This is a genomic window from Allomuricauda sp. M10, assembly GCF_020782875.1.
Lineage (GTDB): Bacteria > Bacteroidota > Bacteroidia > Flavobacteriales > Flavobacteriaceae > Flagellimonas.
On sequence record NZ_JAJGBN010000001.1, the window covers coordinates 491,475 to 503,793 of the forward strand.

Annotated in this window: 12 protein-coding genes; 3 read left to right on the top strand and 9 right to left on the bottom strand. The window is 44.2% G+C overall.

Translation table 11 applies throughout. The features are described 5' to 3' along the window. Positions 1-2: 2 nt before the first annotated feature. From LKX84_RS02380 to udk, 7 genes are all read right to left on the bottom strand, one after another. Complete coding sequence (locus LKX84_RS02380; protein WP_262909075.1) at positions 3-659, bottom strand: DUF5683 domain-containing protein; 657 nt, start codon at positions 657-659, stop codon at positions 3-5. Further along, complete coding sequence (locus LKX84_RS02385) at positions 649-1,563, bottom strand: ParB/RepB/Spo0J family partition protein (protein ID WP_228235517.1); 915 nt, start codon at positions 1,561-1,563, stop codon at positions 649-651. The genes LKX84_RS02380 and LKX84_RS02385 overlap by 11 nt, the downstream gene beginning before the upstream one ends. Next, entirely contained in the window at positions 1,564-2,337 is a 774-nt protein-coding gene (locus LKX84_RS02390) for a ParA family protein (RefSeq protein ID WP_228235518.1), read from the bottom strand. Between the two features lie 135 nt (positions 2,338-2,472). Further along, positions 2,473-4,545: a methylmalonyl-CoA mutase gene (scpA, locus tag LKX84_RS02395; protein ID WP_228235519.1), complete on the bottom strand. Its 2,073-nt coding sequence runs from the start codon at positions 4,543-4,545 to the stop codon at positions 2,473-2,475. Beyond that, positions 4,538-5,935: a methylmalonyl-CoA mutase subunit beta gene (locus LKX84_RS02400; protein ID WP_228235520.1), complete on the bottom strand. Its 1,398-nt coding sequence runs from the start codon at positions 5,933-5,935 to the stop codon at positions 4,538-4,540. Before LKX84_RS02400 ends, scpA begins: the two co-directional genes overlap by 8 nt. Then, positions 5,928-6,260: an FtsB family cell division protein gene (locus LKX84_RS02405; protein WP_228235521.1), complete on the bottom strand. Its 333-nt coding sequence runs from the start codon at positions 6,258-6,260 to the stop codon at positions 5,928-5,930. The genes LKX84_RS02400 and LKX84_RS02405 overlap by 8 nt, the downstream gene beginning before the upstream one ends. 2 nt (positions 6,261-6,262) lie before the next feature. Continuing rightward, positions 6,263-6,871, bottom strand: a complete 609-nt coding sequence (gene udk, locus LKX84_RS02410; protein WP_228235522.1) for a uridine kinase — start codon at positions 6,869-6,871, stop codon at positions 6,263-6,265. Between the two features lie 178 nt (positions 6,872-7,049). On the opposite strand from udk, the gene LKX84_RS02415 reads away from it, so the two are divergent. The 3 genes from LKX84_RS02415 to LKX84_RS02425 are packed head-to-tail and all read left to right on the top strand — an operon-like array spanning position 7,050 to position 10,546. Beyond that, on the top strand, positions 7,050-7,550 hold the full coding sequence (locus LKX84_RS02415; RefSeq protein WP_228235523.1) for an acetyl-CoA carboxylase biotin carboxyl carrier protein subunit: 501 nt from the start codon (positions 7,050-7,052) through the stop codon (positions 7,548-7,550). A gap of 6 nt (positions 7,551-7,556) precedes the next feature. After that, positions 7,557-8,999 (top strand): acetyl-CoA carboxylase biotin carboxylase subunit, encoded by a 1,443-nt coding sequence (gene accC / locus LKX84_RS02420; protein WP_228235524.1) that lies wholly within the window; start codon positions 7,557-7,559, stop codon positions 8,997-8,999. A gap of 5 nt (positions 9,000-9,004) precedes the next feature. Further along, on the top strand, positions 9,005-10,546 hold the full coding sequence (locus LKX84_RS02425; RefSeq protein WP_228235525.1) for an acyl-CoA carboxylase subunit beta: 1,542 nt from the start codon (positions 9,005-9,007) through the stop codon (positions 10,544-10,546). 152 nt (positions 10,547-10,698) lie between these two features. Here LKX84_RS02425 and LKX84_RS02430 read toward each other — a convergent pair whose 3' ends face one another. Together LKX84_RS02430 and LKX84_RS02435 are read right to left on the bottom strand one after the other, a co-directional pair. After that, complete coding sequence (locus LKX84_RS02430; RefSeq protein ID WP_228235526.1) at positions 10,699-11,019, bottom strand: GIY-YIG nuclease family protein; 321 nt, start codon at positions 11,017-11,019, stop codon at positions 10,699-10,701. 94 nt (positions 11,020-11,113) lie between these two features. Then, on the bottom strand, positions 11,114-12,175 hold the full coding sequence (locus tag LKX84_RS02435) for a Gfo/Idh/MocA family protein (protein ID WP_228235527.1): 1,062 nt from the start codon (positions 12,173-12,175) through the stop codon (positions 11,114-11,116). Positions 12,176-12,319: the final 144 nt, after the last annotated feature.

Here is a 12,319-nt window from a genome sequence, read left to right on the forward strand (position 1 = left end):
GTTTAAAATTTTACGACCAGGGCCATCCCGTAATTGGGTTGGTTGGTCAGGGGGTTCAAATCCAAATAAGGTTTAATATCGAACGACAGGTTATCGTCCACGTTGTATTGTTTCAAATGGGCATCCACGTTGGCATCGATGATGTTCAGGGCGTACAGTGCAATAGTGATTACCAAGGAAAGGTCACGGTCTCGTTGGGTGCTTTCTTGGGCTTCCTGAAGGGCATCGTCCGATACATCGGGGCCACTTCCATCACCGTTGATGTCGTAGAACTCATCATCCGTGAAACCTGCCAACCTACGTTTGAAAGCATTCCGGGCCATTCTATATTGGGTGTTGTTGTAAGAATAGGCATAAATGGCCGTTCCCATGGCACCCCACACAATCGGGGCCTTCCAATACCGTTTGTTGTAAATCTGTCCAAGGCCGGGCACAATGGCAGAGTAAAAGGCCGCCTTACTTGGAGCCAAGGGATTTACATTCTCCCTTTTGCTTACTTCCTCAAAGGTAATGCCCTTGCCGTTCAACCCTTGGGACAAGGAATCCGCTTCTTTGGTTTGAGGTTGTTCTTTTTCCTCGGTTTCTTGTTTTTCCTGGGAAAAGCCAATTTGAAGGAACAATAGGGAAAAGAACCAAAAAAGAAGGTTTTTACTCACCAGTCAATAGTTTTTTTATACGCTTGAACTCTTCCTCGGAATGGAAGGGAATCACAATCTTACCTTTGCCGTTGCTGGATGTCGTGACATCTACTTTTGCAGAAAGATAATCTTTTAGGGCATCAATGCCATTGGAGACGAAACTGGGCACTTGTGCGGGTTTGCCATTCTTGCTTTTTTCTACCGCAGGATTGTCTGAAGGCTCCTTATAATCCTTCACGATCCTTTCGGTATCGCGAACGGAAAGGCCATCGGAAACAATTTTTTCGTAAATGGCGATTTGGTCCTTTTTCTTGTCGATGTTGATCAAAGCCCTGCCATGACCCATACTGATGAATCCATCTCGCATTCCGGTTTGAATGATGGGGTGCAGTTTCAACAGCCTAAGGTAATTGGTGATGGTAGAACGCTTTTTACCTACCCGATCGCTCAATTTTTCTTGGGTAATCTGGATTTCATCGATCAAGCGTTGATAGGAAAGCGCAATTTCAATGGGGTCAAGGTCCTGCCTTTGAATGTTCTCGACCAAGGCCATTTCCAAAGATTCCTGGTCGTTGGCAATTCGGATGTAGGCTGGAATGGTAGCAAGTCCCACCAACTTGGAGGCACGGTACCTGCGTTCACCCGAAACCAACTGAAATTTGTTGAAATCGAGTTTACGAACGGTTATGGGCTGAATAATGCCCAATTCACGGATGGAACTGGCCAGTTCTTCAAGGGCTTCGTCGTTAAAATTGGAACGCGGCTGAAAGGGGTTCATCTCAATGGATTCGATATCCAATTCCACTACATTCCCGATAACCTTGTCCGCATTTTTGTCCGAAACAGATTGAATATCGTTCTCGGGGTCTTTCAAAAGAGCGGACAGGCCTCTACCCAAAGCCTGTTTTTTAGTTGCTTTCGCCATTTAAACTTTCTCCTTGTTTTTCTTCAAAATTTCGTTGGCCAAGTTAAGATAATTCGAGGCACCCTTACTGCTGGCATCATATTTAATGATGCTTTCCCCATAACTTGGTGCTTCACTCAGCCTTACGTTTCTTTGGATGATGGTATCGAAAACCATATCCGCGAAGTGCTTTTTCACTTCTTCAACAACTTGGTTGGACAAGCGTAGCCTTGAATCGTACATCGTCAATAGCATCCCTTCGATGTCCAGGTCGTTGTTGTGTATTTTTTGGACGCTTTTTACCGTATTCAACAGTTTGCCCAAACCTTCCAAAGCAAAATATTCACATTGGATCGGGATCATCACAGAATCGGCAGCGGTTAGGGCGTTCAATGTCAATAGACCTAAAGACGGTGCACAATCGATCAGCACATAATCATAGCGATCTCCAAGGGCTTTTAAGGCTTCCTTCAACATGTACTCCCTGTTGTCCTTGTCCACGAGTTCTATCTCGATGGCAACCAAGTCGATATGTGCGGGGATAAGGTCTACGTTGGGAGAATCGGTGGAGATGATCACATCATCCACGCCCATGGTATGTTCCAGCAATTGATAGGTACCTTGTTCAACAGAATCCACATCAATGCCTAAGCCAGATGTAGCATTGGCTTGGGGGTCGGCATCGATCAATAAAACTTTCTTTTCCAGTACACCAAGAGAGGCCGCTAGGTTGACCGTAGTGGTCGTTTTTCCCACACCGCCCTTTTGGTTCGCAATAGCAATAATCTTGCCCATTTCATAGTAAGTTAGGTGCTAAAAATACGATTATTTAAGATGCTAGAAAATGTAAATTGTTAACAGTGGGTGAATAAACCCGCTATTCTGCGTTAAAGAAAGTTAAAGTTGTATTTATAAGCCATTTAAGAGGGTTCAATCCATCAAAATGTTCAAGATTTCTATGGCGGCATCCGCAATTTTGGTACCAGGTCCAAAAACAGCCACTGCTCCATGGTCCAATAAGTGTTTGTAATCCTGTTTGGGAATTACGCCACCAACGATGACCATAACATCTTCCCGACCAAGTTTTTTGAGTTCTTGAACCACTTCTGGGACCAGAGTTTTGTGTCCACCGGCCAAGGAAGAAATGCCCAAAATGTGCACATCATTTTCCACGGCTTGTTTGGCCACTTCCGCAGGGGTTTGGAATAAGGGGCCAATATCTACATCAAAACCTAGATCGGCATACCCAGTAGCCACTACCTTGGCACCGCGATCGTGTCCGTCCTGACCCATTTTGGCCACCATGATCCGAGGTCTTCGCCCTTCCTGAAGCGCAAATTCATCGGCCATTTTTCGGGCTTTTTCAAAACTTTCATCGTTTTTGATTTCTTTGGAATACACGCCTGTAAAGGATTGAATTTTAGCTTTGTACCTACCAAAGGCACTTTCCATGGCATCGCTGATTTCACCAAGGGTAGCACGTTCTTTGGCGGCTTGCACCGCTAAAGCTAGCAAATTTTCACGGTCTCCGGCCTGTTCTGTGGCTTTTTTGGCTGCTATGCGAATCCGTTCCAAGGCAGCTTCCACTGCTTCGGTATTTCGTTTGGACTTGATCTGGTCCAGACTTGCCATCTGCTGTTTGCGCACTTTGGCATTGTCCACTTCCAAGATCTGAAGATCATCTTCGTTTTCCAGTTGGTATTTGTTCACGCCCACGATAACATCTTGTCCACTATCGATTCGGGCCTGTTTTTTGGCCGCTGCTTCTTCAATACGCATTTTGGGGATTCCAGCTTCTATCGCCTTGGTCATGCCGCCCAATTTTTCCACTTCCTGAATCAGTTTCCAAGCTTCCTCGGCAATATTGTATGTCAGTTTTTCTACCTTATGACTACCGGCCCATGGATCAACGGTTTTGGTAATGTGAGTTTCTAACTGCAAGTAAATCTGTGTATTGCGCGCAATCCTAGCCGAAAAATCCGTGGGTAAGGCAATGGCCTCATCCAAGGCATTGGTGTGCAGACTTTGCGTTCCTCCAAATGCAGCAGCCATGGCCTCAATGGTGGTCCTGGCCACATTGTTAAAGGGATCTTGCTCCGTTAAACTCCATCCACTGGTCTGACTGTGGGTGCGCAGCATCAGCGATTTGTCACTTTTGGGTTGGAACTGTTCCACCAATTTAGCCCAGAGCATCCGGCCCGCCCTCATTTTGGCAATTTCAGAAAAATGGTTCATCCCAATTCCCCAGAAAAAGGAAAGTCGTGGAGCGAATTCGTCAATTTTTAAACCTGCTTTAATTCCGGTTCGAATATATTCAATGCCATCGGCCAGTGTATAAGCCAGTTCCATGGCAGCTGGCGCACCTGCTTCGTGCATGTGGTAGCCCGAAATACTGATACTGTTGAACTTGGGCATCTTTTTGCTGGTAAATTCAAAAATATCAGCCACTATCTGCATGGACGGAGTGGGCGGATAGATGTAGGTATTCCGCACCATGAATTCCTTCAGAATGTCATTTTGGATGGTCCCTGCCAATTTTTCCATGGGCACACCCTGTTCTTCGGCTGCCACTATGTAAAAAGCCATAATTGGGATAACGGCACCGTTCATGGTCATGGAAACGGACATTTCGTCCAATGGAATGCCATCAAATAGGATTTTCATATCCTCAACGGAATCGATAGCTACTCCGGCTTTTCCCACATCGCCCACAACTCGGTCATTGTCCGAATCATATCCACGGTGAGTGGGCAGATCGAAGGCCACTGAAAGCCCTTTTTGACCCGCGGCTAAATTTCTGCGGTAGAAGGCATTACTTTCCTCGGCAGTGGAAAATCCGGCATATTGGCGAATGGTCCATGGCCGTTGCACATACATGGTGGAGTAGGGCCCCCGAAGGAAAGGCGAAATTCCAGCAGCAAAATTTTCGTGTCCAAGGCTCTGTGTCTCGACTCTGCTCGACCCGACAGCCAATTCTAGGTTTTGAAGATTTTTTCTACTCATGGTCCAATCTTTTTTGTTCCGAAGTTTCGGCCAATCGCTTTTCAATAATGGGCACGATGATGGTCTTTCTGGGTTGGGTCTTTACGAAGGGATATAACTCTAAGTCATCCTTCATTCTATCCTGTGGATTTTGATATTTATTGGTTCCCAGCGAAATAATCTTGCCTTCGTCAAACAGTTCTTGCTCTTTGGCAGCACTCTCCTTGATTTTTTGTTGGATGGTCCCTTTTTTCAAGGCGTCCAAAAATCCTCCAGATGCTTCTAGGTGTTTGAAAAGTGTCAAGGCTTTTTCCGCCAATTGCTTCGTCAACGATTCAATGTAATAGGTGCCTTCCGAAATTTCAGCTGCACCGTTGAAATATCCTTCTTCCTTCAATAACAACAATTGGTTTCTGGCGATACGCTCTCCAAAAGCATTGTCTTTGTGATAGATAGTATCATAAGGAAGGTTGCAAACCGTATCCGCTCCTCCCAAAATGGCCGACATGCATTCCGAAGTGGTGCGTAACATGTTCACATTGTAATCGTACAGTGTTTTGTTGCGCTTGGATGGTACGGTCAAAATGTGACAACCGTTTTCAATTCCATATTCCGTTGCTAAGGTCTTCCAAAGCCATCGCAAAGCCCTCAATTTGGCTATTTCAAAGAAATAGTTGCTACCAACCGCCACTTTGAAGGTGATGGGAAATGTCTTCTCGACTGCGCTCGAAGTGACATTTGCAAAATGATTCAGGTATTCGTGGGCGTGGGCCAACCCATAGGCCAATTGTTGAACCATATTGGCCCCAGCATTTTGAAATAGCGATAGGTCCACACCCAGTACGGATACTTTTGCTTCAGATTGGGTCAGTTTAAAAATCCCATCCAATATTTGGTGGTCGGTCTCCAAATTATGGAACCAGTTGCCATCTTTGGCCAGATGACCGATTAAGTCGATATGCAGATGAATGTTGGCTTGACTACCTTTTGTGATGGCCAATAATTTTTGGATCGGCTCCAATGCCAAAAATTCAAAATGAAAATGGATTGAGACATTGGCTAAATCGATTTCGGAAAGCAGCACATTAAAATCGATTTCTTCGTTTGGAAGGGTAAAAATCAAACTTTCCACTCCCTTTTGAAGGATTTCACGAGCCTTGGCATTGGCTTTTTTGGCATCGCCTGCGTAGATGGTTTGGGCAATGTTCCACGGATGATCCTTACCAATGGAAAAGCTAGGAATACCCTCAACGTCCTCTTCGTTATAAAAAGGCTTTACCTTGATTCCTTCCAACGATTCCCATACCAAGGCTTCGTTATAGTCGGCACCCTTTAGGTCGTATTGGATCTTTTGTTTCCATTGTTTGGCGGAAACTTCAGGAAAACCGTCAAATAGGCCAGTGTTACTCATCGTGTTTGTTCTTTATGCTGTCTTCGTATTCGATCAAAAAGATTTCTTCCTTATCTTTTTTCATGTAATATTTTTCCCGGGCCAGCTTTTCTATTTCCTTTTCATCCGACATCTTTTCCAGAATTTCCTGGTCCTTCGCAATTTCTCCTTTTAAAAACTCCTTCTGCTTTTCCAGTTTTTTGATTTCACCCCTTAGTTCCAAATGGATCAACAGGGAATTGGTATCAAAAAAGGCCATCCAGATCACAAATATGGTCAACACCAAGATGTACGTGTTAGTCATCCACTTGAACCATTTTTTCTGTTTGAGTTCCTTGAGACCCATAACTATGACAGTTTATTGTTGATGATGGTTCGTACAATATCCACCGCCACCGTGTTGTAATGGTTGTTCGGTATGATGATGTCCGCAAACTCCTTTGACGGTTCAATGAACTGCTCATGCATTGGTTTTACTGCTGTTTGATAGCGGGTCAAAACTTTTTCCAGGTCATGGCCACGTTCCCTGATGTCCCTTTGTAACCTTCTGATCAATCGCTCATCGGAATCGGCATGCACAAAGATCTTGATATCGAACATATCCCTCAATTTCGGATTGCTCAGAACCAAAATACCTTCCACGATCATCACTTTTCGAGGTGGGTTGGAAATGGTCTCCTGCAACCGAGTTTCTTCCACAAAGGAATAAATGGGGGTTTCAATGGTCTTCCCTTGTCTCAACTGTTCCATATGATCAATGAGCAGGTCAAAATCAATGGAATTTGGGTGATCAAAATTGATCTTTGCCCTTTCCTGCCGATCCAAATGGGATAGGTCGTTATAATAGGAATCCTGTGATATGACCCCCACTTCATTTTTAGGAAGTTGGTCAACTATTTGGTTGACCACGGTGGTTTTACCACAACCAGTGCCCCCGGCAATCCCTAAGATCAGCATACTTTTAATTTTGGTACCAAAAATAAGCAATTGATTAGATCTGCCCTTGGTTTAAAACTTTACATAATTACTTACCATTTATCAAATAAATGATGACCGATGTCATAACCTTCCAAAGTTAATGGTGCTAGCTTTGTGACATTCTTACTCATTAATCTTATCTTTATCAGGGTAACCTATGGAAACACTATTTATGGATAATTCTTATTCGGTCAAGGTTGATGCCGACTTTGACTTTAAACTTTCCAAAGACCAAATTTCCTCCTTGGATTTGATTAAAACAGGTACAAATGCCTATCATCTGTTGAAGGATGGCGTGTCTTACCACATCGAAATCTTGAATGCAGATTTTATTGCCGGGACTTATACCATTGGCATCAATGGCCGAGAGCATCAGGCTGTTATCAGTACTCCGTTGGACGAACTTATCGAGAAAATGGGGTTTGCCACCAATTCAAACAAGAACATCGATTCCATTGAGGCGCCTATGCCCGGATTGATCCTGGATATTTTGGTAGGTGAAGGACAAGAGGTGAAAGAGGAAGAACAGTTGGTGATCTTGGAGGCCATGAAGATGGAAAATATCATTACCTCGCCTCGTAATGGGGTCATCAAAAAAATAGCGGTCAAGAAGGGAGATGCAGTTGACAAAAAACAGTTGTTGATTGAATTTCAATAAGATATCATGAAAAAAATATTGATTGCCAATCGTGGCGAAATTGCGGTACGCGTGATGAAGACCGCAAAAAAAATGGGAATCCGAACTGTGGCGGTCTATTCCACCGTGGACAGGAATGCTCCCCATGTGCAATTTGCGGACGAAGCTGTTTGTATCGGCGAAGCTCCATCCAATCAGTCCTATTTGCGAGGCGACAAGATTATTGAAGTGGCCAAACAACTCAAAGTGGATGGCATCCACCCAGGATATGGTTTCTTGAGTGAAAATGCTGCTTTTGCCGAAGCCGTTGAAAAGAGTGGAATCACTTTTATCGGTCCCAAAAGCAAGGCCATCCGCATGATGGGTAGCAAATTGGCAGCCAAGGAAGCCGTAAAAGCCTACAACATTCCCATGGTGCCGGGTATTGATGAAGCCATTACCGATGTGGCAAAGGCCCATGAGATTGCCAAGGAAGTGGGTTATCCTATTTTAATCAAAGCCTCTGCCGGAGGTGGTGGTAAGGGTATGCGAATTGTGGAGCGCGAAGAAGACTTGGAATCTGGGATGAAACGTGCCATCAGTGAAGCAACTTCAGCTTTTGGGGACGGTTCCGTTTTTGTGGAAAAATATGTAAAATCCCCAAGGCATATCGAGGTGCAGGTGATGGCCGATACCCACGGGAATGTGCTCCATTTTTTTGAAAGGGAATGCAGTGTGCAACGTCGCCACCAAAAAGTAGTGGAAGAAGCGCCATCCTCTATTTTGACTCCGGAAAAAAGAAAGGAAATGGGCATTGCAGCTACCAAGGTGGCTCAAGCCTGTGACTATATTGGAGCAGGAACCGTGGAGTTTTTGATGGATGCCGACCACAACTATTACTTTTTGGAAATGAACACCCGTTTGCAGGTGGAACATCCTGTTACCGAAATGATTACGGGAGTGGATTTAGTGGAACTGCAGATCAAGATCGCTAGGGGAGAAGCTCTTCCCATGAAACAGGAAGGCCTTTCCATTCATGGTCACGCGGTGGAACTCCGTGTGTATGCAGAAGATCCTTTAAATGACTTTTTGCCCAGTGTTGGGAATCTGGAAACGTATAAACTTCCAACAGGTGAAGGTGTTCGGGTAGACAATGGTTTTGAGGAAGGTATGGACATTCCGATCTATTATGATCCCATGTTGTCCAAGTTGATTGCCTATGGCAAGACCCGTGAAGAGGCCATTGAATTGATGTTGGACGCCATCAACAATTACAAAGTAAAAGGGGTACAGACAACTTTGCCCTTCGGTAGTTTTGTTTTTGCCCATGAAGCCTTCCGTTCCGGAAATTTTGATACCCACTTTGTGAAAAATTATTATTCCCCGGACAAGATTCATGAAGAAAACTCCAAGCATGCCGAAGTTGCTGCGTTAGTGGCCCTTCAACAGTATTTGGAAGATAAAAATATAGTGAGATTACCTTCAAATTGAACCCTATGGATTCCAAGATAAAAACACTACAGGACAAAATTGCCGAGGCCCATTTGGGTGGTGGCATCAAGAGGATAGAAAAGCAGCACGAAAAGAAAAAATTGACCGCTCGGGAACGGGTGCTCTATTTGTTGGATGAAGGTTCCTTTGAAGAAATGGGCATTTTGGTGACACACCGTACCAAGGATTTTGGTATGGACAAAGAAATCTATTATGGCGATGGGGTGGTGACCGGATATGGAACCGTAAGCGGAAGACTGGTCTATGTGTATGCACAGGATTTTACCGTGTTTGGTGGTGCCCTCTCTGAAACCCACGCCGAGAAAATCTGTAAGGTGATGGATTTGGCTATGAAGGTGGGAGCACCTGTTATCGGATTGAATGATTCCGGTGGGGCCAGGATTCAGGAAGGGGTACGTTCGTTGGGCGGTTATGCCGATATTTTTTACCGAAACGTGCAAGCCTCTGGTGTAATCCCACAGATTTCTGCCATTATGGGCCCTTGTGCTGGTGGAGCCGTGTATTCCCCAGCCATGACGGATTTTATCATCATGGTGGAAGAAACCAGTTATATGTTCGTGACCGGTCCCAACGTGGTAAAAACAGTTACCAATGAAGAAGTGACTTCGGAGGAATTGGGTGGAGCCAGCACGCATGCCATCAAATCTGGAGTGGCGCACAAGACTTCTGCTAACGATGCCGCATGTTTGGATGATATTAAAAAATTGCTGGATTACCTTCCACAGAACAATACCCAACTCCCCGAACTGAAACCTTATGTTTTGGGAGATGAAATTCGCGATGAACTTTGTGGCATTGTTCCGGATAATCCGAACAAGCCTTATGATATGCACGATGTGATCAAGGGCATCATCGATTCGGATTCGTTTTATGAGATCCATAAAGATTATGCGGAGAACATCATTACCGGTTTTGCCCGATTGGGAGGTAGAAGTGTCGGGATTATTGCCAACCAGCCTATGTTCTTGGCAGGGGTTTTGGGGGTGAAAAGTTCCAGAAAGGCGGCACGTTTTACCCGTTTCTGTGATGCGTTCAACATTCCTTTGTTGGTTTTGGTGGATGTGCCAGGGTTCTTGCCAGGTACCGATCAGGAGTGGAGTGGAATCATCATGCATGGGGCCAAGTTGCTATATGCCTTAAGCGAAGCTACCGTACCAAGGGTCACCGTGATTACTCGTAAAGCCTATGGCGGAGCTTATGATGTGATGAACTCCAAACACATTGGCGCCGACTTTAACTTTGCATGGCCCAGTGCTGAGATTGCAGTGATGGGTGCAAAAGGTGCGAGTGAGATTATTTTTAGACGCGAAATAGCCGAAGCAGAAGACCCTGAGGCCAAGTTGAAGGAGAAGGAAACCGAATATGCGGAGAAATTTGCCAATCCGTATCGGGCGGCAAGACGCGGTTTTATTGATGAAGTCATTCTACCGCAAGAAACCAGACGTAAACTTTTGAAGGCTTTTGCCATGCTGGAGAAAAAACATGTTGATCCTCCAAAACGGAAGCATGGGAATATTCCTTTGTAGTAAGGGTCCAATTCACTTTTGTCATTCTGAGCGTAGCGAAGAATCTCTTTAATGTATAAAAGGTAACAGGGTTTGACACGAATGTCACTAATTCCCGCGAATAGTTTATAAAGATTGACTTTGTGTTGTCAGGTCGAGCGCAGTCGAGACCCTCAGTCTTGGTCAGAATGATACTTGTAGTGTGATGCATTCCTACATTCGGCCAATATCTGTATTAAATCAAAGTTTCCATTTGCCAAAGCCAATTTCTTTTTTGCACTCCATTTTTTAATTTTCTTTTCAAAATAAATAGCTTGCAATACATCATTGAATTCTTGTTGAAAAATGAGTTGTAAAGGTCTTCTTCGAAAAGTAAATGCACGGTTATTCAAACCTTCTTGATGTTCTTTAAACCTACGGTTTATATCATCAGTAATGCCAGTGTAGGTCAGGCCGTCGGCACAAAGAAGAATGTATACGTGATAAAATTTCATGATTGTATGAAGGTCTCGACTGCGCTCGACCTGACACCAAACATAATGAAGTTTTTATAATTGGGTCTCGACTGCGCTCGACCTGACAAACTTCTTACAAATCAACAGTCTTTCCTGTCCTGACAGATTCATCTGCGGCCAAAACAATTTGTAGGCTATTGATCGCATCGTTCAAGTGGTGGGTTAGGTCCACATTATTCAAAATGGCGTTTAGAAAATACTCTTGTTCCAACAAACACAGGCCATCATGGTCGGGTTCATCTTCAGTACTGATGATTTCGTCCTTTTTACTGAAATTACCTTCATTGTCCAAAGAGCCATGGTGTAGTTTTAAGCTACCGGTCTTGGTATGTCCTTCAACATCATCCGAAGCCCCTTTATTAAGATCACTAATGGAAACACAGCCGTTTGGCCCCATTACATCTTTAATGAAAAAAGCCGTTTCACTTACCATGGGCCCCCACGCAGCTTCGTACCAACCAACAGAACCGTCTTCAAATCGCACTTGTAACTGCCCATAATTGTACATGTCGGTAGCGATCTCATTGGATAATCTGGCTCCAATGGCTGAAACACTAACTGGCTTGGACCGTGTCATGGAACACATGACATCAACATAATGTACCCCACAATCCACAATAGGTGACATGGATTTCATGAGTTGTTTGTGCGTATACCAATGGCTTCCTGAACTTTGCTGGTTCAAATTCATCCGCATCACCAAAGGTTTTCCCAGAGTCTGGGCAATTTCGGTAAACTTGGCCCAAGTAGGATGTACCCGTAAAATATAGCCCACCACCATTTTCTTGCCCATTTTTTCGGATAGATCCACCAAGGTTTGGGCTTCTTCCACAGTTAAGGCGAGCGGTTTTTCCACAAAAACATGGGCATTTGCCTCCAAGGCCTTTTTTACATAATCAAAATGAGTGTCGGGATAGGTGTTGATAGAAACCACATCCGGTTGGGTAATTTCCAAAGCCTGTGCATAATCTGAAAAAGTGGCAACGCCTCCGAGTTCCTCGGAAAGTTGCTCCCTACTTTTTTCACCACGACTGACCAATCCTACAATTTCAAATCCTTCCAATTTGTAATAAGCCCGGGCATGGGAAGTTCCCATATTGCCACAACCTACCACCAAAGTTTTTAGTTTTCCCATTTTTATTTGATTATGACTTAAAGATAAGGTTACTATAGGTTTTTAAGAGCTTGTTCCGTGCGAATTGGATATAGAACATCACTTTTTTTACATTTTCGTTGATTTTCTAGGGGGTTATGTTTCCATTTCATTAAACCTTTCACA